The following is a 23,063-nucleotide window of genomic DNA, read 5'->3' on the forward strand; positions in this document are numbered from 1 at the left end:
AAGTATCGACCACCGCTTCCTCCGAAGCGCAGGATTTGTCTCTCAGCGGCGTGCACAGAGCCGGCCTTCGCCGCACACATTGAGGATCATGAGTACCGTCTTGACCCACCGGCCTGCGCCCACATCGTCCCGCCACTTGCCCGAGAACAATCCTGTCAGCGCCGCCGATGACTATCCGGGTCTTTACACCTGGCAGCAGGAAGCAGTAGACAACTGGCGTGCCGCCGGCCGCTGCGGGGTCATCGAGGCAGTCACCGGATCAGGGAAGACCCGGGTGGGCGTCGCCGCTGCTTTCGAGGCAGTGCGGCGTGGTTTCAAGGTCCTCATCCTCGTTCCCACCGCTGAGTTGCAGACCCAGTGGCTGCGGGCCTTGAAGAGGGACCTTCCCGGCGCCCGGCGCGGCGCCCTGGGCGACAGCCACCACGACAGCCTCGACACGGTGGACGTGCTGGTCGCTATTGTCCACTCCGCTGCCGCACGCCAGACTCTGCGCGACCACAAAGCCGGGCTGGTCGTTGCCGACGAATGCCACCGTTACGCGGCCCCGATGTTCGCCGAGGCCCTCGAAGCCGGGTATGAATGGCGGCTGGGCCTGTCCGCAACCTACGAACGCGCCGACGGTGAGCATCTGGAGCTGCTCGCACCGTTCTTCGGCGAGGTCGTCTTCCGGCTCTGGTATGACCGGGCGCTGGACGACAAGATCATCGCGCCCTTCGACGTCGCCATGGTCGGTGTGGAACTCACACCCGCTGAACGTGACCAGTACGACGCATTCACCGAAACCATGGCCAAGGCCGCCGTGCCGCTGGAAATCTACCTCAACGTGCCGCGGAACCCGTTCGCACCCTTCATCTCGGCTGTCGCCCGCCTGGCGGACAGCAAGATTGACTCACCAGGGCCGGCGATGGCCCGCAAGTACATGGCAGCCATGACCGGACGGCAGAACCTTCTCGCTGAAACACCTACCAAAAGGATCGCCCTGGCCGCCCTGAACCCGGCCATCACCGGCTCCGGACCGACGCTGGTCTTCACGCAGACCAAGAAGTCGGCTCTGGCGGCAGCACAGGTTTGCGCCGCGATGGGCAACCCGGCCGCGACCGTCATGTCGGGAATGGGCAAGGACGACCGGGCATCCGCGCTCGGCAGCTTCCGGGACGGCACCGCTAAAGTCCTCACCGCTCCGCGGGTACTCGACGAAGGCATCGACGTGCCCGAGGCCGACCTGGGCATCATGGTCGCGGCCAGCAGCAGCCAGCGCCAGCTAGTCCAGCGCCTCGGACGGGTGATCCGGAAGAAGACCGACGGCAGGGCCGGACGCTTCGTGGTCCTGTACTCCCGGAACACCGTCGAAGACCCGGAGATCCGTGGGGATGAATACCTTGGCGCTGTCCTGCCGTACGCCCGCCGGCAGGGGACGTTCCGAATCGAAACCGATGTGGAAGCCATTGAAGAATTCCTCGCCTACGTCGCATCCCCGGAAATTCTGGAACCCACGGAACAGCCAGTCGCTGAACCGCCTGCGACTCCGTTCGTCCTGGAAAATGCAGGGGATGATGATCTGGATGGGCCGGTCCTGGACGGGGAAATCAGCGAAGACATCCGCCTCTACCTGAACCAGATCGGGGATGTTGACCTGCTGAGCCCGCAGGAAGTGACTGACCTGGCCATTGCGATCGAGGCGGGACTGTACGCCGAGCACGTCCTCAAGACCGCCTGCCCGGAGGCACGCAGGGCAATCCTCGAACTGGAGACGATCGCAGCCGAAGGCCGCGAGGCAGTCTTGAAGCTCGTGAATGCCAACCTGCGCCTCGTCGTGTCCATCGCGAAGAAATACACAGGCCGGGGCATGGACCTCCTGGACCTCATTCAGGAGGGCAACACCGGGCTCTATCGCGGCGTTCAGAAGTTTGACCACACCAAAGGCTTCAGGTTCTCCACCTATGCGACCTGGTGGATCCGGCAGGCGATCATCCGCGGCATCGCTGACCAGTCACGTACCATCAGGATTCCCGTCCACATGCATGAGCAGGTCGTGAGCGTCTTCATTGCCGAACGGGACTTCCTGCAGCGTGAAGGGCGCGACGGCACTGCTGAGGAGATCGCCGAGGTCACCGGCAAGACGGTCGAGGAGATCATCTACATCAGGCGCATCAGGGTCGCTCCGGCCTCCCTCGACTGGGAAGTCCCGGACGGCAAGGGCGGCGTCGAGCTGCTGGGCGAAGCCCTCTACGACCCGGCTGAGCCGACGGCCTTCGATGTGGCGGCCCTGGCGGGCCTTCGCACCGCTGTTCACGGCGCTCTGGACAGGTTGAGCGAACGCGAAGCCAGCGTCCTCGCCCACCGTTTCGGCATTTACGGGGAGCCGCTGACACTGGACCAGATCGGCAGTATCTACGGAGTCTCACGGGAACGGATCCGCCAGATCGAAACGAAGGCGTTTACGGCGCTCCGGGAGCCGGCAGTTACCGCCGGACTACGGGAGTTCTTCGACGGACACACCAAAATCCTGGCGGGCACGCCGACGGAAGCTGCGGCCAAGGTGCCGGCTCCGAAGGCCCCAAAAGCTCCGAAGAAGGCAAAGGCCAGGAAGACGCCCACCGGCCCCGTGGTGGACAAGTGGCAGATCAAATGGGATCTGGCACTGGCACGCCTGGCGGGCTTCGTGGCCCGCGAAGGCCATGCCAGGGTTCCTTTCAAGCACGTCGAATCGGGCCACAGGCTCGGTGCCTGGATGAATGCTCAACGAACCGCGCTGCGCCTTGGCACCATCACACGAGAGCGGCTCGCCGAGATCGACGCGGTAGACCCGTCGTGGCGCAAGGGCAAGCTCGCGCCCTGGGAGTCAGAGCCTGTCGTGCAGGCGCCCGTAGAGGCAGCACCCATGCCAGAGCCCGATGTTGTCCTGGTTCCCGATGACGTGGACCCGTTCGCCGGACCTGAAGCCACAGCGCACCCTGTCATCGCTGACTCGGAAGATGACCCGTTCGCTGATCTGGCCTTCGGGGCGGAACTGTTCGACGCCGTGCTCGTCCCCGATGACGAGGACCCATTCGTGTGAGCGGCTGAGGGCGCCCCGTCAGCCGCCGACGCGCATAGGACTGCCATGGCCAACAGCTCAAAAGACAAAGGCGACCGCTTCGAACGCGAGTCGGTTCCCGTCCTGGTGAACCTCCTGCCGGAGTTCGCACTGGACAAGGCGATGCGCTACCTCGGCGCCGGACGCAAGGAAGACGTCGGCGACCTCTACGTTCTCCCCGATGCCGCCGTGCAGGTCAAGGCGTGGGACAACATGGGCGGAGCCATTCGCACCGCGGTCGTCGGCTCCGTCGTCCAGGCTGGCCATGGCGACAAGGAATACGCCCTCGGCATGGTCCCGATCCTGGGCGCCCGCGCTCATCAGGTGCGCTGGCTCGCGTGCGTCGCCCCCGGCCGCTGGCCTGTTCCCGTGGAACCTGTTGCCGAGTTCGCGCTGGTTTCCAAGGCCCTCAAGTGGGTCAAGGACGACACCGGCCCGTACGGCTTCCGTGTCTGGGACCGTCTGGAGCGCATCGGACTGCTTGGCGGTCCCGGCGAGCCAGCCCTGATCGCACCCATCGAGGCGTGGGCGGACGCGTACCGGCAGGCGCACTCAGAAGTCCTTCAACTGGTTGCCTGACCCTTCAAACGTGCAATTTTGAGGGACCTTCCTTCACATCCGGTCAGGTTTTCGCAGCGGCGCCCGGCGCGCACGGGCCATCATGTCCAACCCGCTTCCGGGCCGGGAGTAAACCTGACGTGACGCCTGGTCTACCTGGATGCCGTTGAGATGGAGGGCCTGCTCGGGCCCTACCGGAATAACAGGCTCTTCGATTCCGTCGGGGTAGACGAAGGCCACGTGGTTCGGGCCGAGCGGCATGGCGATCAGGTTGGCATCGAACAGCGGTGACCTGATCGATGAGGAAGCCATTTCGCGGGACACCGAGATGGCCGGACAGTCACCGAGCAGCAGCTCGGCACCCGTGACCACGGGCCGCACCATGAGGCTGTAGCTGGTGAAGCTGGTACGGGTGGCCCCGAAATACCGAAGGACGTCGTCACGGAAGATGATGCCCGCAGATTCCTCGGAGCGGACGTCCGCCATGATTCCGTCGGCTATCTCCGCGAGGATGCTGGGTGCATGCTCAAGATGCAGGCCTTGGTATTTGAGCCGCGCGAGCCGGGCCAAGGTTGGGGTGTCGCTGCGGACCCTCCGTTCAGTGTCCGCGAGGGCCTGTTCATGGCCAGCTGCGGTGGCAAGGCTCCGTGCAAAGTGCAGTGCGACCAGATCCTTGACCGCCCCTTCGGTCAGCGCGGATAACTGTGCCGGCTGCTGGTCAATCTCGGTGAACGCCGGCCCGATCCGGTCTTCGACTTCCCTCCAGATCGCTTCGGCCGCGTCCGGCTCGTGCTTCACGAAGTTTTCCTGGAAGCCGATGGCCTTGGACGTCTTCTGCTTCGTGTCTCCCCAGCGGACGTCATAGGCGCTGATCAGTCCATCCGGGGACGCGAACCTGTTCAGAAGCGCCTGCGAGACCACATGCTGCCGAGTCGTTGGATTGTTCTTCACCAACCAAGGGTGGCACGTGGCGGCGCCGGCCGTCGTTCCCGTCAGCTGGCCGTACACAAAGCGGGTGAACATCAAGCCTGTCTGAGGAGACCGCCATGACCGAAAGCATCAACCGCCAGCCGCAGGGCATTCCCGCTGGCGGGCAGTTTGCACCTACCGCCCACGCCGAACCGGAGGTGGCCCTCCCGGCCCCCGCGCCGGAGCGACCGGCGGAAACCCAGCGGAGCCGTCGCGGCCACGACTTCTACCCGCCGGCAGAGCAGATGGCCTCCTGGCCCAAGCTCTACGAGACCGACAACGACGGGCCCATCGGTGACAAACCCATTCAGGCGCATTACTTCCAGGGCGGCATGGACTGGTACATCGCCGAATACGATTCCGGTGAGAATGTGGCCTTCGGTTATGTGAACCTCGGCCTCGGCGGTGAATGGGGCTACATCGACCTCGGCGAAGTGGAAAGCGTCCGCGGACAGATGGGGCTGCCGATCGAACGCGACCTGGACTTCAAGCCGGGCACCCCCGCGAAGGAATGCATACCCAAGTACCGGGATGAAGCCGCCGCCGATGTCGACGACGAAGTTCACGACTTCGGCTGGGATGGACCCGATGAGCCGGATCCGCTCAGCCCGGAGGACCGCAAGCTCTGGGACGAACACCATCGGTTCGCTTTCAACTACGTCCACGACGGCAATCTGCTGGGTGTCACCGGCTTCGAGGACCGGGACACTGTTGAACGTTTCGCCGGGTTCGCCGCGAATGCCTACATGGAGTCCGGATGGGACGGGATGCTGGACATGCGCACCATCGCTGAGAAATGGCGGGACCAGGAACGCCCTGTGGACTGAGGCGGCCGGGGAGAGACTTTCCTGACGCCGCACACATGAGGGCCAGCACCTCATGGTGCTTGCAGCCTTCCCACCCTTGGCAGGGCGCCTCCCGATGGGGCACCCCGCCGACGTTTTGGGAGTCGGGACGGGAGCTTCGCTCCGGGCAGGAACGCTACGCTGAAGGGGTCCGGTACGGGCACCATCATGGTGCCCGCCGGGCCTTTCGTCCCTCTATGCGTCGGCGGTGCTCAAAACTGTCAGTGCTGGCCCCTAGGGTAACTTGCATGAAGTCCTGGGCGGAGATGGTTGGTGAAGTGGAGATGGGGCCTGCCATCTGTCAGTGGTCCGACTGCGACCGAATCGCCGACCACGCGCTGGGACTGTGCAAAAGATGCCACCAGAGGGCATTGCGAGCCGGGCGCTTGGCGGAATTTGCCGCGCCACCTCGAGTCTGTGGATACTGCGGTTGCCTCTTCTTCACGAGCAGCCGAGGTGGAAACAAGATGTGCTCGGACGTATGCGCTCAAGCGATTCGGATGGCCCGCCAGCAGACTATTCGGCTGAGGAGTCTGACCATTCGACACTGTGGCAACTGCCAGGCGGTGATCCCTTGGCATATGGCCGCCGATGCCCGGTACTGCTCGACCGCATGCCAGCAGGCGGCTTGGTACAGACGTAACGATGAAATGCTGAAGCAGCGGGCCGTCGAATGGAATGCGGCCAACGCGGAGCAGAAGAGCGCTATAGGCAAGCTCTACTACCGGAACAACCGCGAACGTGCCCAGATGCAGAATGCCGCCTGGCGTGCGGCCAACCCGGAGAAAGCCAGGGAAATATCCCGCAACACGTCTGCCCGACGCCGGGCAAGGCTGCGCGGTGTCACGGTGGAGGACTTCAGCCTCGCGGAGATCTGGGAAAGGGATGAGGGAATCTGCTGGCTTTGTGAAGCAACCATTGACCCCCTCATCAGCTGGCCGGATCCGAAGAGCATGTCTTTGGAGCACAAAGTGCCTATTTCGCTGGGAGGCGGACATACTCGCGCCAATTGCGCCCTGGCCCACCTCGGTTGCAATCTGCTCAAAGGAAGCAAGCTCATAACCGAGGCCCAAGAATTCCAGGTCCTGCTGACCGAAGCTGCCGCGGAGGCTGCTGCAGAAGACATCGACCTGACCTTGGAGTGCAGCCAGCCCGAGGCGCTTGAACAGCTTGAGTTTTCCCTGTGGCCATCTCAGGGGACTATCGAATCGGTGATGACTAGAAGCTGATCCGCACACATAGGGTCCATGGAAACGATCCCCGGCCTGGACTTCACGGCCATCGACTTCGAAGCCGCCAACTCCGACCGAGCCTCCGCCTGCGCCGTGGGTGTGGCGGTGGTCCGCGACGGCATCATCACTCACACCCGGTCCTGGCTGATCCGTCCGCACACCGGCATCGACTCGTTCGATCGTTACGCCACCCGGGTACACGGCATCGACGCCGCCATGGTGGCCGGGGCGCCCTCTCTCGAAGACTCCATGCACACCCTGGCCGGACTCATCGGTGACGGGCCCGTGCTCGCGCACAACATCGGGTACGACGGCGCCGTGCTGCGGACGTCCTTCGAGATCGCAGGGCTGCCGAGGCCGGCCAACGAGTTCCGGTGCACCGAGACCCTGGCACGAGCCGCGTTCCGGCTGCCCAAGAACAAACTCGCCGACGTGGCAGCGCACCTTGGCCTGCCCGCATTCGCAGCCCACAACGCCGGGGATGACGCGCGCACCTGCGCCCGCATCGCGCTGGCCCTGGCTGCCCGCCACAACGCCACCTCCATAACCGGCCTCTACCGCAGCCTCGGCATCCAGTGACACCCGGGCTGGGAGCCGCACACAAGGAAAACATGACAGCACTCGTCGCTCCATCTGCGCCCGCCGCCGGCGCCCGCTACCGCAAACACTCCACCGGCCGGACCTGGCACGTTGACCGGGTCACCGGATCGGGGCTCATCTCCCTGACCGAGGAGTACTACGGCATCGACTGCGACGTCCGCGAGTACGTCACCACCGACGAGCTGGGCCGCGACTTCGACGCTGCCACCTGACGGGGAGCCGGCGGCGGACCGCCGCACACATCACCCGCATGAGCTCCATGACTACACCCACCCCTCCGTCCACTCCCGGCGTCCGACCGGGCCTTGGCGACAAGTACCGCTGCCGTGCAACAGGTCTGGTGTTCTCTGTCGGCGGGCGCCGGTCAAAGGCCCGCAGCTGTCTGCTGCATGACCCGGATGGGCCCGCGCGTGAAGTCCGCGACTACGTCACTTTGGAGGAGCTTGCAACGGACTACGTGTTCCTGGGCTGCGATCATGACGAAGCCTGCTGCGACGTCCACGGGACCCACACCACTCCCCATATGGGCTGCCTTTTCCGCTAAAGAGGGAAGCCCAGCTGCCCGCGCCGCACACATCCGGGCCATGGAAGAGAACGCACCCCGCCAGGCCCGTCCTGCACCGGGCGCCAGCATCCCCGTGAAGCTGTCCGCAGAGACACTCGCCATGCCGCCGATCCGCATCTCGCTGGGCATCGGCCACGTCTACAAGGACAAGGCGGACGGCAGCCAGTGGACCCTCAGCGGTCTCCGCTCAGGGAGGACCATCATTCTGAGCGCTGTCGCCCCTGGGACCGGACATCGTGACCGGGTCAGCGTGGACACCCTCGCCGACAACTACGAGCATGTGGGCTGCGACCACGAGAACTTCTGCTGCATCGAGCACCGGACCCACGTCATGCCCCACCGCGGCTGCATGTTGCGCTAAGACCGGCATGGGATTGTGTCCGGACCGGTCAAGGCGTTAGTTGGCGGACGGACCGCCGGTGCGCAGGAACCGCACAATCGCTTCAGCCTCGGCGGCGAACCCTTCGGCCGCCAGCGCTGCAGTGATGGCCTCCCTCCCCGGGCGTTGCCCAGGTGAGCGCGTTACACCGCTCCCGGGCGAGCTCCTGCAGCTTGTGGGCCTCTTCAAGGCCGGCCCACTTGAAATCCGATACGACGATGCCTTTGCGGCCCCAGGGGGCGAGGCCGGGATCTGTCACGGCGTTGCCGAGCCAAATGAACTCCACATCGTCGTTCAGCCGCGCGTCGATACACCCGTGGAGGTAGCAGATCACCTGGTTGGAATAGGTTTCCGGCGCCTTCTTGCAGTAGCCGTGGCCGCCGTTGACCCAGGCACTGTACTTCGCCTCGGTTGCGAAAACCGGAAGCCAGGCTTCACACGTCGCTACCTCGGCGACCCCCCCGCACCGATGATGCCGATGGTTCGCCGGTCCTTGACACCGGAGTCGATCCTGAACTCACCGCCCGAGAGCAGTCGGATGCCTTCACGGTCCTCCTCCGGGATTCCCGCGGCGTCGCACATTGGCGTCCACCAGTGCCTTCTCCAGCGTGCCGCCCGACATAGTGATCAGCGTCGTGCTGTCCGGCTCCGTGCCTGGGGCGCCAGCAAGAATTTCGTTGAGGCGTGGCCACTTGTGTCGGTGCTTCTCCGCCGCCTCCGCGTGGACCAGGTCATGCTTGATGAGGTGCTCGATGGTGATCACGGGGACAAGCGTCACGGCATGCCTTTCGGTGGGATTCCTGAGAATGTGGAAACTGCAGGGAGGTGGCTTTAGAGCCACATGACGGAGCCTCCGGCACGGGGCTCGTACCGCTTGCCGACCAGCGTGAAGGCGAACAGTTGATCCTCGTCGGTCGAGGTCTCCGGGAAGGACTTCGCAAAGGACTTCAGATCCCCGGTCAGCCGGCCAAGCAGCTCGAGCTCGAAGCGGGCCTTGCGCGGGGACCCGGACGGGACAGCCCTGATGACCTTGGTGACGCCGGTGATGAGGCCGCCGAGTCCGACCAGAAGGTAGCCAGCCTTTTCGATCCGGTCGGCACCGGCACCGGTCCAGTCGCCGCGCTGTGCGTTCAGCCAGTCCTCATTACTGAGCGCAGGGGCGTCACCCCACCACTTGCGCCAGCCATCGGTGCTTTGCTCGGCCGGTGCCGTCTGGATCAGCGGCAAATGGCCGCCTGCGGAAACGAAATCGGCGGTCCGCAGCGGCGCCAGGGAGGACATCGACAGGTCGGTGAGGTAGCCGGCAGCCAGGACCTTGGCGATGTTCGGACGCGTGGTCCGCAGGTAGGCTGCCGCGGCGTTCGGGGTGAGTACTTCGTCGACGACCGGGTCTGCGGGCGTGAGGGTGATGTCCGGGAGGGCCATAGCTTCCTGCTTTCGTGGGCGATCGGTATTGCTGTAACCATAAACAGCTTTCTGTAAATGTGTCAATGTCTGAGGGGGTGAACGGGATCCTTCACGCCGCACACATGTGCAAGGGCCGCCCGTTCGGGTGAGCGCAAACAAGCCTCAACGCTCAGCTGACGCCCGTCGTCGGCCGGGACGCATAGGGGAACACCAAGGGCCGGGAACGCCGGCCAAAACAGAGGATGGTGCTGGACCGTGACGGGGAAACTCATTTACTTCTCCTCGGTCTCGAACAACACCCACCGCTTCGTTGAGAAGCTCGGCCTGGCAGCTGACCGGCTGCCGGTACGCACCTCCGACGACACCTTGCTCGCCACCGAGCCGTTCGTTCTGGTCACCCCCACCTACGGTGGAGGCCCGGAGGGCGGGGCGGTGCCGAAACAGGTGATCAAGTTCCTCAACGTCGAAGCCAACCGGAATCTCATCCGAGGTGTCATAGCCGCGGGGAACACCAACTTCCATGACTCCTACTGCCTGGCAGGGGATGTCATTGCGGCCAAATGCCGCACACAACTGTTGTACCGAGTAGAACTCATGGGCACCCCGGAAGACGTGGAGCGTGTCCGCACTGGATTGGAGAAATTTTGGGAACGAACACCCTTGCGCCCGAGCGCGTAAGCAAGGACGACCTTCTGCCGGAGGCGTACAAGGGCCTTGGCTACCACGAGCTGAACGCCTACCTGAACCTTTACGGGGCTGACGGCAAAATGCAGTTCGCCGCCGACCGTGAGGCTGCCCGGCAGTACCACCTGCAGCACGTGAACCAGAACATGGTGTTCTTCCACGACCTGGCGGAGAAGCTCGACTACCTGGTGAAGAACCACTACTACGAGGCCGAGCTGATCGCCAAGTACGACTTCGCCTTCATCAAGTCCCTGTTCCAGCAGGCATACCGGCACAAGTTCCGGTTCCCGACCTTCCTGGGCGCCTTCAAGTTCTACACCTCCTACGCCATGAAGACCTTCGACGGCAAGCGGTTCCTGGAACGCTACGAAGACCGCGTCACCATGGTCGCCCTCGGCCTGGCCGATGGAAACGAAGCCATCGCGCGCCAGCTGGTCGACGAAATGGTCACCGGCCGCTTCCAGCCGGCCACCCCGACCTTCCTGAACACCGGCAAGAAACAGCGGGGCGAGCTGGTCTCCTGCTTCCTGCTGCGCACCGAAGACAACCTCGAGTCCATCTTCAAGGCCGTCTCCAACTCCGGCCAGCTCTCCAAGCGCGGCGGCGGCGTCGCAGTGTGCCTGACCAACCTGCGCGAGGTTGGCGCACCGATCAAGAAGATCGAAAACCAGTCCTCAGGCATCATCCCCGTGATGAAGCTGCTGGAAGACACCTTCTCCTACGCCAATCAGCTCGGCCAGCGCCAGGGCGCCGGCGCCGTCTACCTGCACGCCCACCACCCGGACATCAACCGGTTCCTGGACACCAAGCGGGAGAACGCGGACGAGAAGATCCGCATCAAGACCCTCTCCCTTGGCGTGGTCATCCCGGACATCACGTTCGAGCTGGCCAAGAAGGACGAGGACATGTACCTGTTCTCGCCCTACGACGTCGAAAAGGTCTACGGCATGCCGTTCTCCGACATCAACGTCACCGAGAAATACTACGAGATGGTCGACGACGCGCGGATCAAGAAGACCAAGATCAACGCCCGCGAGTTCTTCCAGACCCTCGCTGAGATCCAGTTCGAGTCCGGCTACCCGTACATCATGTTCGAGGACACGGTGAACAAGGCGAACCCGATCGACGGCAAGATCATCATGAGCAACCTCTGCTCCGAGATCCTGCAGGTGTCCTCTGCCAGCACCTTCAACGAGGACCAGAGCTACGACACCGTGGGCAAGGACATCTCCTGCAACCTGGGCTCCATGAACATCGCCGCTGCCATGGACGGCGGGGACCTGGGCGCCACGGTCGAGGCCGCCATCCTGGGGCTTACCGCGGTCTCCGACCAATCCGACATCCAGTCCGTCCCGCCGGTCGCCAACGGCAACCGGAAGTCACACGCCATCGGCCTGGGCCAGATGAATCTGCACGGGTTCCTGGCACGCGAGCGGGTCCACTACGGCTCGGAGGAAGCCCTGGACTTCGTCAGCTCCTACTTCGCCGCCGTGGCCTACCACGCGCTGCGGGCATCCAACCAGATCGCCATCCAGCGGGGAACAACGTTCGAGGGCTTTGAACGGTCCAAGTACGCCAGCGGGGAGTTCTTCGACACGTACACCACCCGGTCCTGGCTGCCCCAGACCGAGCGCGGCCAGGAGCTCTTCGCGAAGTTCGGCATCACCCTGCCGACCGTGGCGGACTGGGAGCAGCTGAAGGCCTCCGTCGTGGAGCACGGCATCTACAACCAGAACCTCCAGGCCGTCCCGCCGACCGGCTCGATCTCCTACATCAACAACTCGACGTCGTCGATCCACCCCATCGCCTCCAAGATCGAAATCCGCAAGGAAGGCAAGCTCGGCCGCGTCTACTACCCGGCGCCGTATCTCACGGACGACAACCAGGAGTACTACGCCGACGCCTACGAGATCGGCTACGAGAAGATCATCGACACGTACGCCGCGGCCACCGTGCACGTCGATCAGGGCCTGTCGCTGACGCTGTTCTTCAAGGACACCGCCACCACCCGCGACATCAACAAGGCCCAGATCTACGCCTGGCGTAAGGGCATCAAGACCATCTACTACATCCGTCTCCGCCAGCTCGCGCTGGAGGGGACGCAGGTGGACAACTGCGTGTCCTGCACGCTCTGATGCTCCCCGGCTCAAGCTGCGCATGACGCACTGAGCCCGCCAGAAAGCCCCGGCAGGGATCCTGCCGGGGCTTTCTGCTGCGGAGGAGACACCAGCGGGCCCTGCCGCACACATAGCCAGTGACGGACAAGGGCAGCCGGCCGCCCCCGAGTTACTGACCCATGTGGGTGCCACTGAGCTTCTGCGGGCAGAGCGGCCGCTGCGCTTGGTTTCGCCACGCCCTCCTCTGCGTCTGGCATCAGCCGACGGGCCACGAAACGCCCGTCGGACTCCGGGGCGCATAGGGAATCCAGACACCTTGAGCGCCGCAGGACGTTATCCGCGGCACGACATCACCACGAAAGAGAACACCATGGGAGCACTCCAACTCATCGAACAGGCCCACGCGATCAACTGGAACCGCATCCAGGACGAGAAGGACGTCGAGGTCTGGAACCGCCTCGTCAACAACTTCTGGCTGCCGGAGAAGATCCCGCTGTCCAACGACGTCCAGTCCTGGGCGACCCTGACCCCGGAAGAGCAGCTGCTCACCATGCGCGTCTTCACGGGCCTGACACTGCTGGACACCATCCAGGGCACGGTTGGTGCTGTCAGCCTCATCCCGGACGCCATCACCCCGCACGAGGAAGCCGTCTACACGAACATCGCCTTCATGGAGTCCGTGCACGCCAAGTCCTACTCCTCGATCTTCTCGACGCTGTGCTCGACCAAGGAGATCGACGAAGCCTTCCGCTGGTCCGTCGAAAACGAGAACCTGCAGAAGAAGGCCCAGATCGTCATGGACTACTACCAGGGCGACGACCCGCTCAAGCGCAAGATTGCCTCCACCCTGCTCGAAGGCTTCCTGTTCTACTCCGGCTTCTACCTGCCGATGTACTGGTCCTCCCGGGCCAAGCTCACGAACACCGCAGACCTCATCCGCCTCATCATCAAGGACGAGGCCGTCCACGGCTACTACATCGGCTACAAGTTCCAGAAGGGCCTGGAGAAGGAGAGCGCGGAGCGCCGCGAAGAACTCCACGACTACACCTACGACCTGCTCATGGAGCTCTACGAAAACGAGGTCCACTACACGCACGACCTCTATGACGGCGTCGGCCTGGCCGAAGACGTCAAGAAGTTCCTGCACTACAACGCCAACAAGGCGCTCATGAACCTCGGCTACGAGCCAATGTTCGGCCCTGGCACGACCGACGTGAACCCCGCCATCCTTTCGGCTCTGTCACCCAACGCAGACGAGAACCACGACTTTTTCTCGGGCAGCGGCTCGTCGTATGTCATGGGGTCGTCAAAGGCAGTAAAAACCGAGTCTTCGGACTGGGATTTTTAGCATTTTGCCCAATTTCTGGGGAGGAAGCTGAGTAGAATGCGCAATCCTGCTCTTCCTCACAATTCTACCGCCGCGGCCTGCTTTTGGAGGGACAAATTCTCTGAAGCTGGCCGCGGCTCCCCAGCAGCCAGGTACGGAGGGAATGCACCATGACAGCAATGGCCGTTGAAACCAGCGCACATACCGAGACAGGCAAGACGCTTTTCACCATCTGGGCCGAAGGCTTCGCCGCGACAGGTGAATCGCAGACTGCCTGGCAACTCAACGAGTCCCCGATCCAGGCAGAGACCCTGGACGATGCCGTGCGCCAGTACAGCTTCAGCTCCGACAGCCGCCACCTGTTCCGGCGGCACAAGGACGGAACCTGGACGTACTGGGGCTGCCGGCTCTTCGACAATGAGGCGGATGCCCGAGGGGCGTTCGGCTAGGTCTCGCCTGGGGAGCTGCGACCGGGACGTCGTGGAGTGCAATAAAGGGGTGGCCGGTTGACCCGGCTGCCCCTTTCTGTGCCCGGAACCAGAACCGTCCGCACACATAGCGGTCATGAGTATCCAGACAGCGCGGCGGCCGCCTGCACGAACACCAACCAGCCAACTGCTGTGGGCAGTCTCTGACGGGGCCTTCGAAAACCACTTCGTCGCCTCCACGACCGAAGCGGCACTATGGCTCACCGACGAGTCCATGCGCCGGCACCTGCGCAGCCAGGATCCTTTCACTCTGAGCGTCCACCTCCAGGATCCATTTCTGGGCGTGCTGTGGGACGCCACCAGCAACGTCGTGGACATCTTCAAAGCCACTGGCTGGCCGCGCCAGGACGAGACCACCCTGCACCTGCGGGCCGCCGTCATCTCGCTCATCAGGGAGATCCTCATCTCCGACGAAACTCCGCACGACGCTCCCTTTCCCGGCATTTCAGATCCCCACACCTACGCGCTCGTTTGCCGCTGAACGGTAACCGGACTGGAAGTGCAGCGCCTTGTCATCGTTGCTCGGTTCCTGCCGGGGAGGGGTTGGGCAATGTCCGCACACATTGTGCCTAAAGACCCGACGCCTACACGGATGGACCAGCCCTTGAGCTACCCCAAAGCTGCCCCCGAGAAGTACCCCGCATACAACCTGCACTCCCGCCTGATCGAATACACAGCAGAGCTCCTTGCCCGGAACCAGTTCGAGTCAAAGGGCCACCCCGGAACAGGCTGGAATGAGTGGCTGGACGGCGGAGCCTTCGGCAGCCGGGAAGAGACACTCGCACCGTACAAGGCCCATGCGCAGAAGCTGGCTGAGATGGGCATGCTGTCCTGGCCGAAGGAAACCCGGCACCCCGACACCAGCTGGCACGTCCAGGGCGCCAGCAACATCCGACTGTCCGACGGCACACCGGGCATGGACTGGATCAACCCTTTCGGCTTCAACGCTGAAGGCGCCATCGAGTACGCGGCCGCCTGCATCACCACCGGCATCCCGCACCGGCTGTCCTGGTCGTTCACCGGGCAGGACTGAGGCCATGGCCGTAACCCAGGACACGGGCCTCGCCGGCCACCTGCCCGCCTGTGCGGGTGACGACCCGGTGCACTGCTCCTGCGGTGATACCGCGGCAGACGGGTTCCTGCCCCACATCGCCAGCCTGCTCGGCACCGACGAGACAGCTGCCCGAGCGGCCTTGCTGGAAGCCCACGACAACGTCGAGGTCAATCCCGGAATGTGCGCTGGCTGCGAGACCTGTGGGGACTCCTCCGCTGGTGCCTTCTGCCAGATCTGCGGATTCAACTACGACCCATGCTTCGCCCATTTCCTCGCTACCGAAGGACAAGAATGACAACCCACTACCAGCTGGCCCTCGACGGGCTCAAAGCCCTCGACGACATGCACGCATCCGGAACGCCTGTCTCTGAGGCAAGCGCCCTGGCCAAGGTCTCTATCCAGGCATCCCTGGCGGCTGCAAAGGCCGCCGAAGACCTGCTGAAGGCCCAGGAGACCGCGAACCTCATCTCTTATGCCGCCCTCTGCCGCGAGTTCCGCAGCCACGCAACGGCAATAGCGGCACGGGAACTGGCCGATACCGCCATGGCCTCCCACCCCGAAATCCGGGAAGCCCAACTTGAAGACAAGGACGACTGATGCCTCCTCGCCTGCTCATCACCGGCTCCCGCGGCTGGACCGACCGCGCCGTCATCAGGGACGCCCTCCGGGACTGGTGGGACTCGACCGGGCGTGACCCCGAAGCCATCCTGGTCTCCGGGAAATGCCCGAAGGGCGCCGACCGGATCTGCGAAGAGATCTGGGCCCACAACGGGCTGACCCTGGAGCTTCACCCGGCGAAGTGGCGGAAAGCTGACGGTTCACAGGACATGGCGGCCGGATACACGCGCAACAAGGCCATGGTCGACACCAGGCCGGACCACCTGATCGCCTTCATTTTGGACAAGTCCGGCGGCGCCAGTCACTGCCTCCGCTACGCCCAAAAGCAGGGCATCCCCACCACCGTCTACGAGGCGACGACCGCCGTGACAGACTAAAGCGGGAGATCGGCCCCGGACATGCCTGCCGGCCTTCCCTTTTGCGCGTGCAGGCACTTCTGTTGCCAGGGCACCATCAGATATAGCTTGGCGGAAAGACAGAAGTGAGCACACCATGAAGCGAACAGCCACCCGTCGCACCGTCATCGGGCTCGGGATCGCCGCCGCCCTCACCGGCGCCAACGCCACCCTCGCCCAGGCCGCCCCCGCGCCAACGATCAGCCTCAGCCCCGCCACGGGCCCGGCGGGGACCAGCGTGACCGTCTCAGGATCAGGGTTTCCCGGGTTGACCACCGGGACCCTCGCCTGCAGCGCCAACAGCGTTGCTTTCAAGACAGCCAAGAACGGCAGCTTCAACGCCGTGATCACCATCCCGGACACCACCGAGGCTTCCCTGACAGTGACAGCCAAGGCGGGCGGGACCACTGCGTCCAAGCTTTTCACGGTCGTGGCCCCGGCACCGGCCTTGCCCCCGGTTAGCAGTTCACCGCTGCGGTTTGGTCTCATCCCCGCCGGTGGCATGGCCGCCACCACCGAAATCGACGCAACGTCCCGACTCGTCGGTGAACAGCCCTCCATCCTCCTGAGCTACAAGGACTTCCGGCAGCCTGCGCCCATTGCCGAGGTCTCGGCGGCCAGTGCGCGCGGTGCCGTGCCGATGATCACCTGGGAGCCCTGGGACGCTTCCGTCGGCGGACCAGTCCAGCCCGCCTACACACTGGCCGCGATCGCCGGCGGCAGCTTCGACAGCTACATCCGGCAATGGGGCTTGGATCTGGCTGCCTGGGGCAAACCGTTGATGCTTCGCTTCGCCCACGAGATGAACGGCGACTGGTACCCCTGGTGCGAGGTCACCAACGGCAACCAGCCCGGCGACTACATTCGGGCCTGGCAGCACGTCCATAACGTCGTAACGGCGGCCGGAGCCACGAACGTGACCTGGTTATGGGCGCCCAACGGTGGAGGGGCCGGCGACATGGCTGCCATGTACCCCGGAACCGGATACGTGGACGTCCTAGGGCTGGACGCCTACAACTGGGGCACCACACAGAGCTGGAGCTCCTGGCAGTCACCCGAGGCCCTATACGGCCACTGGCTGGACCAGCTGCGCTTGATTGCACCGGGCAAACAGATCATCATTACCGAAACGGCCAGCACTGAGGCTGGCGGCTCGAAAGCAGACTGGAACACCGCACTGATCCCGTACCTGCGCAGCCAGCCCGACGTCACCGGGGTGGTTCAACCTGAACAAGGAAGCCGACTGGCGGATCGAAAGCAGCACCTCGTCGTCAACTGCCTTCGCCGCCGGTCTGGCAAGCCGCCGGTGACCACCCCGGTGCACGTGGCCCAGCAGCCGGGCGCTCCGCGTTCCCGGCCCAAGGATTGTCTGTCCCGGCTGGTTCACTAAGGGTCTCTAACGTCCCGAGGTGTGAGGTTCGAAGATGCTGCTTCAGTTCTGCCACAGACTCGCGCGATCCCTGAAACCCGAGACAGGGGCCATCAACACCACCGGAGCCCTGGTGGGGCTCGTTGTCACCGGCGCGGTCGGAGGGGTAGCTGTGACCTCGTCCAGCCAGCTCATCGGGGCGGCCCACGACGCGGCCGCGCAGCAGAACGCAGCGCAAGTTGGAACCGCCCAGCAACTGGCAAAAATCATGGACGGCCGTTTCATGGACCTGACCGGACTCGAAGCCGGTGGGCACATGCCGGCATACCGCGCCGCGGCCGGCCCTCGCCGCTTTGCAACCCAGGCAGGGACGGGCGGTACATGCTTCGTCACCGTCAGCCGGTCCGCCACGGGGAAGACCTACTTCGCCACCGACCTCATCCCCACACCTGAGCCCTACGAACCGGGAGCCGGGACGGGATGCCTGCCCGAACCCCAGGTGCAGGCCATGGCCGGGGCACTTGAAGCCGCCGCTGCGGCCGCCGGCTCCTGAGTACGGGCATCAGAACTCTTTACGCCGCACACACGGCAGACGCCGGCGGGAGAACTCCATCCCGTGTGGTGGCGACCCCACCGGGATGACCGACATGATGTTCGGCAGCATGCAGGGGTGCCTGAGCGGAGTTCCGGAGACTACCAAGACATCTGACAGCTGGGGGCAAATGGGCCCCGGTCAGAACAGCCGTGCCCGGAATATCTACGCATATTTCAAGGTAGAAGCCATTGAAAGGCCCGACCATGAAAAGCACCTCTCGCCAGCCGTTGACAGTCCGCTACGCACTGCCCGCAGGATGGCTGTCATGAACCGCTACGACGTGCTCGGCATCAAGGAAGATGCGACACCGGAGGAAATCAAGAAGGCCTACCGGAAGCTTGCCGCGAAGACCCACCCGGACCGCAACGGTGAAGACATGACGCCGCTGTTCCGCTCCGTCCAGGACGCCTACGAGACGCTGTCCGACCCGCTGAAGCGGGCAGCCTACGATCATGAACTGAATCCTGTCGCTGCACCGCAGCCAGAACCTGCAGCGTACGCCGGCTCTCAGGCGTCCTACCAGGATGAAACGCAGGGCCAGTACGATCCGGAGGAGTATGACGCCGCAGTCCCGCAGCCCTCACCGTCGGCCCCGCAGGTGAAAATCCGGCGGATCAAGATCGGGCTCATCGTTGCCGTCTTTGCGGCGCTCGGCGGCTATTGGCTGTTCCAGGAAATCCAGCTCTGGCAGCTTGTACAACCGAAGCAAGGCATCCGCCTTCTCACATTCCAAGGACTCCCGGCCATCGTCTACGCCCTGCTGTGGGCCTTCGGAACCCTCGTCGCCGCCGTCGCTGATGACATCAGCACAGCACTCAAGACACCGTTCGGCTGCGCGGTCATTTCAGGAGGCTTCGCCTTCATTACTGCCACCGGATCCACCGACATCTGGATCCCAGCGCTGGTTACCGGGATCATTCTCAGCTTCGTGATCGGCCTGGCCGTGAGGCTCCGGGATGACATCAGGGCATGGGTACGGTGAGGGCAGCCGGCGGCACCGCACACATGGCAAACATGAGCACCCCCACTATGCCCGCGAATGCTGGCACCACGACGGCGGACCGACTGCCCCGAGAGGCAGCAACAGGAGGCCGGAGTTCCGGCAACGTCATTCTTGGAATTTCGGCCGTCCTGGCCAGTGCCGTCCTGACCGGATGCGCTCCCGGTGGTTCAGTGATCGATGCTGATTACGCCCAGACCTGCCAGGACAAAGCCACCCAGCAAAGAGTAGAGGACGACAAGTGCTCTGATCAGGGCCGTTCCAGTGGACACTACGGCTGGTACTTCCTGCCGATGGGTAGCAGCGGTTCCGCCGATTCCCGCTCCATCCCCGCCGTCGGGGCCCCACTTACCGGAGGCACAGATTCGATTCCCTCCGGGGCGACCGCCAAGAGCGGCGTCTCGTCCAAGGGTTCTACGGGTGTGTCCCGCGGCGGTTTCGGCGGCACCGCCAAGGGCGGAAGTACGGGAGGCTGACCATGAAGCGCATCTTTTCCACACCCTGATCGGCGATGGATCCCTGGCGGGCGGTGCGCCGGAGACATGCGCCTGGTCTTTCCAGTCACGGCCTGCTGCTGAGCGGCGGGGACTCTCGCCTTGTCTTCGGGCAGACCCCTCCTCCATTTGCAAAACGGACGGCGCTAGCTGTCTCTGGACCAGCTCAGTCCAGATCGATGACCAGCGGCATGTGGTCACTGTATGGCAGCCAGTGCTCGATCTCACCGACGGTCACCTTGGCTTCGACGCCGGAGGAGACGAAGGCGTAGTCGATATGGTGTCCCAGGTCACGGTCCCAGTTGTGGAAGAAGGTCTTGGCCTGCTCCGCGCCATGGGCGCTCTGATGCTGGCGGTGATAGACGCTGTCCAACCCGATACCGCGGAGCTTATCGACCAGCATCGAATGGTTCCTGCCGCGATGTTGATGATCCCAGACGGTGTTGCTGTTGAAATCACCGACGATCATCGCCCGTCCCGTCCCCAGGAACCGGGCATGTTGGTCCACGATCTTGTGGGTCACCCGGACATACTTCAGGTCCTTGTCCAGCTGGTGAGCCCAGAGGGCGACGACGTTGAGGCCATCGACGCTGAAAGGCAGATGCCACGGCAGCCCGCGGTCGCCCGGCTCGGTCATCCTGTAGCTGCCCGGGCTGAACCCGATCACTCCGAGGCCCTTGTGCGGGTTGGAACCCACCCACGCAGCGAAGGGGTAGTTCCCGCCCTCGATGTCCTTTTTCGAGACTTCTTGGAGGACGGCAACGTCAGGTGCCAGCTCATCCAGCAAGTGGCGCTTCTTGTAGAGCGCCATCGAGCAATTCCAGGAGACGATCCGCATTCAACACCCTTTGGTTTAGAAGACCCGAGAATCCTATCCCTGGTCCGGATGGCAAGCGAAAGGGGACGGGAGGATGTCCTTCCGCCCCCTTTCTTCCGGCCTATTTGCTGGAAACCGCGGCCTTCAGCTTGGATCCGGCCGTCAGCTTCACGGAGTGGCCTGCGGCGATCTCGATCGTTTCGCCGGTCTGCGGGTTGCGGCCAGTGCGGGCGGCGCGATCGGTGCGCTCCACTGCAAGCCAGCCCGGGATGGTGATCTTCTCGCCGTTGGTCAGCGACTCGGTGAAGACGTCGAACAGCCCGTCGAGGATCTTGTTGACGTCGGTCTTGGCGGCGCCCGCCTTGCCGGCGACCTGATCGACGAGTTCTGAGCGGTTGATGGCCATGGTGTAACTCCTCCTGATTGGTGGTTCTTTCCTGACGGAACGTACCACCCGCACATGGGGCTCAAATCAGCTGCCACGCCGTGCGGAGCCGTATTAACGGCTCAGGATGGGGCTTTTTGGGCAATTCAGTGCGTCATGGTGACCGCTCGAGCTGATGCCGCACACATAGGCTGTGAGCCAGATGAAGGTTGCCGTGCCACCGGCGCCATTCAATCCGGTGCCACTCGACCGAAAGCCTCCGCATGAAAAAGCGTCTCATCGGTATCATTCTGGTTGGCTTCCTGCTGACCATCGCAAGCGCAGTCCTGCCCAGACTGGCGCCGCCGGCCACCGCCGCAGACACGGGTGCCACCGCGCCTTCCGGTTCCACGACTGCCCTGCCCGACGGCGAGAAGCGGTACATCGTAAAGTACGGCAGCGAGGCGAACGCCGAAGCGGAGTCCGACTCGTTGAAGCAAAAGGGGATCGAGGTCAAGGACACGCTCTCCCACGCCATGAAAGCATCGGTCGTCGTCGCCACGCCCGCCGAGATCGACGCCGTGAAAACCTCCGGCAGCGTGGCATCCGTTGAGCAGGACATCCGAGTCTCCATCACCGGGGCGACCTCCATCTGGGGACTTGATCGCGTCGACCAGCGCACCGGCCGCGACGGGCAATACTCCCTCGGCAGCGAAGGAGCAGGAGTCAACATCTACGTCATCGACACCGGCCTGAACATGTCCCATACAGAGTTCACCGGCAGGATCGCCGCCAACTGGACCGGCATCAACGACGGCAAAGGCGCCAACGACTGCAATGGCCACGGCACCCACACCGCAGGCACCGCGGCTGGAACAACCTACGGCATTGCCAAGAAGGCCAACATCATCTCTGTACGCGTCGTCGAATGCGATGGCAGCGGCTGGAACTCCACAGCCATCGCCGGCATCGACTGGGCTGTTGCCCACCACGTGGCCGGTCAGCCAGCCGTCATGAACATGAGCATCGGTGGCTTTCTCAGCGACAGCTTCGACCAGGCGGTGAAGAGCGCCATCAACGACGGCATCACCGTCGTGGCCGCAGCAGGCAATGACGGAGTGGACGCCTGCGGCGCCTCACCGGCACGCATCCCGGCAGCGATCACGGTGGCAGCCACGGACATCAACGACAACCAGGCAACTTGGTCTGATTACGGCTCATGTGTCGACATCCAGGCTCCCGGAGTGTCCATCCGGTCTGCCTGGAACAACTCACCCACAGGCTTCAACACCCTCAGCGGCACATCTATGGCCGCGCCGCACGTTTCAGGAGCGGCAGCGGTACTCTTGTCACGCAATCGAGGCTTGTCGCCGGCGGACGTGCACCGGATCATGATCAACAACGCCACGATAGGGGTCGTCGGCGCTAACAAAGGATCGACCCCGAACCGGTTTCTCTACATTCCCGGCAAGCCTCCGCCCCCACCCAACTGCGCAGCCCTCAAACTGGGAGACGCCTGGGCTGGAGTAGGCAGCTACTGCGGGCTCGGTAGGACCGCCTCCAGCAGCAGCACGGCCGCATCCACCGATCCAACGGGCACTGCGCCAATTGATGGCGGCCGCTCCGGAGGCATCATGTCTCGTGACTCGGCTGGCCCCGCTCCAGACCCGACAGCCGCCGCCACACCTATTGGACCTGCCCGGCCGCCTGCCGCTCTGGAGCCGCAGGCTGCGGCCACCGCAGAGCCCGCACCGCCCGTGCCCGTCACGAGCCAGGACAACAATGACACCTCCGTCGTTGGCATGGAACCTGCCGCCACTCCGGTACTGCCTGACGAGGCCAGGCATAAACCTGCCACGAGTGTCAATCTTGAGCCCAGCGGCGGAGCGGAGGCTAGTCAGGCATCACCGGGGCGAAGCAGCGTGGTGGTCTGGGCCGTTGCCACAGGGCTCCTGCTCTGCGTCGTGGTGCTGGTGTACCGCACCCGGAAGCGAGTCACTCCAGTGGGCCCACCGACTGCACCGTGAAACTCGAAGCAGATGCAGCGTTACGCGGCCCGCGCGTTGCTCAGCGCGTCCCGCGCCGCGGCTCGTATAAAGTTCTGACCGAT

At 64.0% G+C, this 23,063-nt stretch carries 28 protein-coding genes; 22 read left to right on the forward strand and 6 right to left on the reverse strand.

Features of this window, described 5'->3' with window-relative positions; translation table 11 throughout:
- Nucleotides 1-88 precede the first annotated feature (88 nt).
- Complete coding sequence (locus tag HMI59_RS21235) at nt 89-3,058, forward strand: sigma-70 family RNA polymerase sigma factor (RefSeq protein WP_193594118.1); 2,970 nt, start codon at nt 89-91, stop codon at nt 3,056-3,058.
- 45 nt (nt 3,059-3,103) lie between these two features.
- Entirely contained in the window at nt 3,104-3,655 is a 552-nt protein-coding gene (locus tag HMI59_RS21240) for a hypothetical protein (protein ID WP_193594119.1), read from the forward strand.
- Between the two features lie 33 nt (nt 3,656-3,688).
- Here the strand turns inward: HMI59_RS21240 and HMI59_RS21245 are convergent, their stop codons facing one another.
- Entirely contained in the window at nt 3,689-4,657 is a 969-nt protein-coding gene (locus HMI59_RS21245; RefSeq protein WP_193594120.1) for a DUF4238 domain-containing protein, read from the reverse strand.
- A 23-nt stretch (nt 4,658-4,680) separates the two neighbouring features.
- Between HMI59_RS21245 and HMI59_RS21250 the strand changes: the two genes are divergently transcribed.
- The 6 genes from HMI59_RS21250 to HMI59_RS21275 all read left to right on the forward strand — a co-directional run bounded on the left by HMI59_RS21250 (nt 4,681) and on the right by HMI59_RS21275 (nt 8,206).
- The gene (locus HMI59_RS21250) at nt 4,681-5,430 is read left to right on the forward strand and encodes a DUF2958 domain-containing protein (RefSeq protein WP_193594121.1); all 750 of its coding nucleotides are present in this window, start codon (nt 4,681-4,683) and stop codon (nt 5,428-5,430) included.
- Nucleotides 5,431-5,948: 518 nt separating this feature from the next.
- A complete protein-coding gene (locus HMI59_RS21255; RefSeq protein ID WP_193594122.1) occupies nt 5,949-6,677 on the forward strand; it encodes an HNH endonuclease in 729 nt (242 codons plus the stop codon).
- A gap of 18 nt (nt 6,678-6,695) precedes the next feature.
- Nucleotides 6,696-7,259: an exonuclease domain-containing protein gene (locus HMI59_RS21260; RefSeq protein ID WP_193594123.1), complete on the forward strand. Its 564-nt coding sequence runs from the start codon at nt 6,696-6,698 to the stop codon at nt 7,257-7,259.
- Between the two features lie 32 nt (nt 7,260-7,291).
- On the forward strand, nt 7,292-7,492 hold the full coding sequence (locus HMI59_RS21265) for a hypothetical protein (protein ID WP_193594124.1): 201 nt from the start codon (nt 7,292-7,294) through the stop codon (nt 7,490-7,492).
- A 38-nt stretch (nt 7,493-7,530) separates the two neighbouring features.
- The gene (locus tag HMI59_RS21270; protein WP_193594125.1) at nt 7,531-7,824 is read left to right on the forward strand and encodes a hypothetical protein; all 294 of its coding nucleotides are present in this window, start codon (nt 7,531-7,533) and stop codon (nt 7,822-7,824) included.
- Between the two features lie 40 nt (nt 7,825-7,864).
- Complete coding sequence (locus tag HMI59_RS21275) at nt 7,865-8,206, forward strand: hypothetical protein (RefSeq protein WP_227471700.1); 342 nt, start codon at nt 7,865-7,867, stop codon at nt 8,204-8,206.
- Between the two features lie 82 nt (nt 8,207-8,288).
- Here HMI59_RS21275 and HMI59_RS21280 read toward each other — a convergent pair whose 3' ends face one another.
- The 3 genes from HMI59_RS21280 to HMI59_RS21290 form a co-directional block, all read right to left on the reverse strand.
- Nucleotides 8,289-8,558: a hypothetical protein gene (locus tag HMI59_RS21280; RefSeq protein ID WP_193594126.1), complete on the reverse strand. Its 270-nt coding sequence runs from the start codon at nt 8,556-8,558 to the stop codon at nt 8,289-8,291.
- Nucleotides 8,559-8,768: 210 nt separating this feature from the next.
- The gene (locus tag HMI59_RS21285) at nt 8,769-9,002 is read right to left on the reverse strand and encodes a hypothetical protein (RefSeq protein ID WP_193594127.1); all 234 of its coding nucleotides are present in this window, start codon (nt 9,000-9,002) and stop codon (nt 8,769-8,771) included.
- A 53-nt stretch (nt 9,003-9,055) separates the two neighbouring features.
- Nucleotides 9,056-9,649 (reverse strand): hypothetical protein, encoded by a 594-nt coding sequence (locus tag HMI59_RS21290; RefSeq protein ID WP_193594128.1) that lies wholly within the window; start codon nt 9,647-9,649, stop codon nt 9,056-9,058.
- A 237-nt stretch (nt 9,650-9,886) separates the two neighbouring features.
- On the opposite strand from HMI59_RS21290, the gene nrdI reads away from it, so the two are divergent.
- The 13 genes from nrdI to HMI59_RS21355 all read left to right on the forward strand — a co-directional run bounded on the left by nrdI (nt 9,887) and on the right by HMI59_RS21355 (nt 19,754).
- Nucleotides 9,887-10,309, forward strand: coding sequence for a class Ib ribonucleoside-diphosphate reductase assembly flavoprotein NrdI (nrdI, locus tag HMI59_RS21295; RefSeq protein WP_193594129.1), 423 nt, complete (start codon nt 9,887-9,889; stop codon nt 10,307-10,309).
- 14 nt (nt 10,310-10,323) lie between these two features.
- Nucleotides 10,324-12,450, forward strand: a complete 2,127-nt coding sequence (nrdE, locus tag HMI59_RS21300) for a class 1b ribonucleoside-diphosphate reductase subunit alpha (protein WP_227471728.1) — start codon at nt 10,324-10,326, stop codon at nt 12,448-12,450.
- A gap of 352 nt (nt 12,451-12,802) precedes the next feature.
- Nucleotides 12,803-13,780, forward strand: coding sequence for a class 1b ribonucleoside-diphosphate reductase subunit beta (nrdF, locus tag HMI59_RS21305; RefSeq protein WP_193594131.1), 978 nt, complete (start codon nt 12,803-12,805; stop codon nt 13,778-13,780).
- Nucleotides 13,781-13,929: 149 nt separating this feature from the next.
- Nucleotides 13,930-14,208, forward strand: a complete 279-nt coding sequence (locus HMI59_RS21310) for a hypothetical protein (RefSeq protein WP_193594132.1) — start codon at nt 13,930-13,932, stop codon at nt 14,206-14,208.
- Between the two features lie 115 nt (nt 14,209-14,323).
- A complete protein-coding gene (locus tag HMI59_RS21315) occupies nt 14,324-14,728 on the forward strand; it encodes a hypothetical protein (RefSeq protein ID WP_193594133.1) in 405 nt (134 codons plus the stop codon).
- Between the two features lie 69 nt (nt 14,729-14,797).
- Nucleotides 14,798-15,280: a hypothetical protein gene (locus tag HMI59_RS21320; protein ID WP_193594134.1), complete on the forward strand. Its 483-nt coding sequence runs from the start codon at nt 14,798-14,800 to the stop codon at nt 15,278-15,280.
- A 4-nt stretch (nt 15,281-15,284) separates the two neighbouring features.
- A complete protein-coding gene (locus tag HMI59_RS21325; RefSeq protein WP_193594135.1) occupies nt 15,285-15,596 on the forward strand; it encodes a hypothetical protein in 312 nt (103 codons plus the stop codon).
- Nucleotides 15,593-15,898, forward strand: a complete 306-nt coding sequence (locus tag HMI59_RS21330) for a hypothetical protein (protein ID WP_193594136.1) — start codon at nt 15,593-15,595, stop codon at nt 15,896-15,898. Before HMI59_RS21325 ends, HMI59_RS21330 begins: the two co-directional genes overlap by 4 nt.
- Nucleotides 15,898-16,296, forward strand: coding sequence for an SLOG family protein (locus HMI59_RS21335; RefSeq protein WP_193594137.1), 399 nt, complete (start codon nt 15,898-15,900; stop codon nt 16,294-16,296). The genes HMI59_RS21330 and HMI59_RS21335 overlap by 1 nt, the downstream gene beginning before the upstream one ends.
- 115 nt (nt 16,297-16,411) lie before the next feature.
- Nucleotides 16,412-17,704: a glycosyl hydrolase gene (locus HMI59_RS21340; protein ID WP_227471701.1), complete on the forward strand. Its 1,293-nt coding sequence runs from the start codon at nt 16,412-16,414 to the stop codon at nt 17,702-17,704.
- A gap of 34 nt (nt 17,705-17,738) precedes the next feature.
- Nucleotides 17,739-18,236, forward strand: coding sequence for a hypothetical protein (locus tag HMI59_RS21345; RefSeq protein WP_227471702.1), 498 nt, complete (start codon nt 17,739-17,741; stop codon nt 18,234-18,236).
- Between the two features lie 307 nt (nt 18,237-18,543).
- Nucleotides 18,544-19,260 carry a J domain-containing protein gene (locus HMI59_RS21350; RefSeq protein WP_193594138.1) on the forward strand — a complete coding sequence of 239 codons (717 nt, stop codon included), beginning with the start codon at nt 18,544-18,546 and terminating at the stop codon, nt 19,258-19,260.
- Between the two features lie 32 nt (nt 19,261-19,292).
- The gene (locus tag HMI59_RS21355) at nt 19,293-19,754 is read left to right on the forward strand and encodes a tRNA-dihydrouridine synthase (protein ID WP_227471703.1); all 462 of its coding nucleotides are present in this window, start codon (nt 19,293-19,295) and stop codon (nt 19,752-19,754) included.
- 184 nt (nt 19,755-19,938) lie between these two features.
- Here HMI59_RS21355 and HMI59_RS21360 read toward each other — a convergent pair whose 3' ends face one another.
- On the reverse strand, nt 19,939-20,610 hold the full coding sequence (locus HMI59_RS21360; protein ID WP_193594139.1) for an endonuclease/exonuclease/phosphatase family protein: 672 nt from the start codon (nt 20,608-20,610) through the stop codon (nt 19,939-19,941).
- 100 nt (nt 20,611-20,710) lie between these two features.
- Nucleotides 20,711-20,995: an HU family DNA-binding protein gene (locus tag HMI59_RS21365; protein ID WP_193594140.1), complete on the reverse strand. Its 285-nt coding sequence runs from the start codon at nt 20,993-20,995 to the stop codon at nt 20,711-20,713.
- 242 nt (nt 20,996-21,237) lie between these two features.
- On the opposite strand from HMI59_RS21365, the gene HMI59_RS21370 reads away from it, so the two are divergent.
- Nucleotides 21,238-22,980, forward strand: a complete 1,743-nt coding sequence (locus HMI59_RS21370) for a S8 family peptidase (RefSeq protein ID WP_193594141.1) — start codon at nt 21,238-21,240, stop codon at nt 22,978-22,980.
- Nucleotides 22,981-23,063: the final 83 nt, after the last annotated feature.

Source organism: Paenarthrobacter sp. YJN-5, assembly GCF_015040095.1.
Lineage (GTDB): Bacteria > Actinomycetota > Actinomycetes > Actinomycetales > Micrococcaceae > Arthrobacter > Arthrobacter ureafaciens.

Excerpts from the sequence above, each read along its gene's own strand:
- HMI59_RS21235 (WP_193594118.1), top strand. The coding sequence starts at position 89 with ATGAGTACCGTCTTGACCCACCGGCCTGCGCCCACATCGTCCCGCCAC.
- HMI59_RS21240 (WP_193594119.1), top strand. The coding sequence starts at position 3,104 with ATGGCCAACAGCTCAAAAGACAAAGGCGACCGCTTCGAACGCGAGTCG.
- HMI59_RS21245 (WP_193594120.1), bottom strand. The coding sequence starts at position 4,657 with ATGTTCACCCGCTTTGTGTACGGCCAGCTGACGGGAACGACGGCCGGC.
- HMI59_RS21250 (WP_193594121.1), top strand. The coding sequence starts at position 4,681 with ATGACCGAAAGCATCAACCGCCAGCCGCAGGGCATTCCCGCTGGCGGG.
- HMI59_RS21255 (WP_193594122.1), top strand. The coding sequence starts at position 5,949 with ATGGCCCGCCAGCAGACTATTCGGCTGAGGAGTCTGACCATTCGACAC.
- HMI59_RS21260 (WP_193594123.1), top strand. The coding sequence starts at position 6,696 with ATGGAAACGATCCCCGGCCTGGACTTCACGGCCATCGACTTCGAAGCC.
- HMI59_RS21265 (WP_193594124.1), top strand. The coding sequence starts at position 7,292 with ATGACAGCACTCGTCGCTCCATCTGCGCCCGCCGCCGGCGCCCGCTAC.
- HMI59_RS21270 (WP_193594125.1), top strand. The coding sequence starts at position 7,531 with ATGAGCTCCATGACTACACCCACCCCTCCGTCCACTCCCGGCGTCCGA.
- HMI59_RS21275 (WP_227471700.1), top strand. The coding sequence starts at position 7,865 with ATGGAAGAGAACGCACCCCGCCAGGCCCGTCCTGCACCGGGCGCCAGC.
- HMI59_RS21290 (WP_193594128.1), bottom strand. The coding sequence starts at position 9,649 with ATGGCCCTCCCGGACATCACCCTCACGCCCGCAGACCCGGTCGTCGAC.
- nrdF (WP_193594131.1), top strand. The coding sequence starts at position 12,803 with ATGGGAGCACTCCAACTCATCGAACAGGCCCACGCGATCAACTGGAAC.
- HMI59_RS21310 (WP_193594132.1), top strand. The coding sequence starts at position 13,930 with ATGACAGCAATGGCCGTTGAAACCAGCGCACATACCGAGACAGGCAAG.
- HMI59_RS21315 (WP_193594133.1), top strand. The coding sequence starts at position 14,324 with ATGAGTATCCAGACAGCGCGGCGGCCGCCTGCACGAACACCAACCAGC.
- HMI59_RS21320 (WP_193594134.1), top strand. The coding sequence starts at position 14,798 with ATGTCCGCACACATTGTGCCTAAAGACCCGACGCCTACACGGATGGAC.
- HMI59_RS21325 (WP_193594135.1), top strand. The coding sequence starts at position 15,285 with ATGGCCGTAACCCAGGACACGGGCCTCGCCGGCCACCTGCCCGCCTGT.
- HMI59_RS21330 (WP_193594136.1), top strand. The coding sequence starts at position 15,593 with ATGACAACCCACTACCAGCTGGCCCTCGACGGGCTCAAAGCCCTCGAC.
- HMI59_RS21335 (WP_193594137.1), top strand. The coding sequence starts at position 15,898 with ATGCCTCCTCGCCTGCTCATCACCGGCTCCCGCGGCTGGACCGACCGC.
- HMI59_RS21340 (WP_227471701.1), top strand. The coding sequence starts at position 16,412 with ATGAAGCGAACAGCCACCCGTCGCACCGTCATCGGGCTCGGGATCGCC.
- HMI59_RS21345 (WP_227471702.1), top strand. The coding sequence starts at position 17,739 with ATGCTGCTTCAGTTCTGCCACAGACTCGCGCGATCCCTGAAACCCGAG.
- HMI59_RS21350 (WP_193594138.1), top strand. The coding sequence starts at position 18,544 with ATGAACCGCTACGACGTGCTCGGCATCAAGGAAGATGCGACACCGGAG.
- HMI59_RS21355 (WP_227471703.1), top strand. The coding sequence starts at position 19,293 with ATGAGCACCCCCACTATGCCCGCGAATGCTGGCACCACGACGGCGGAC.
- HMI59_RS21360 (WP_193594139.1), bottom strand. The coding sequence starts at position 20,610 with ATGCGGATCGTCTCCTGGAATTGCTCGATGGCGCTCTACAAGAAGCGC.
- HMI59_RS21365 (WP_193594140.1), bottom strand. The coding sequence starts at position 20,995 with ATGGCCATCAACCGCTCAGAACTCGTCGATCAGGTCGCCGGCAAGGCG.
- HMI59_RS21370 (WP_193594141.1), top strand. The coding sequence starts at position 21,238 with ATGAAAAAGCGTCTCATCGGTATCATTCTGGTTGGCTTCCTGCTGACC.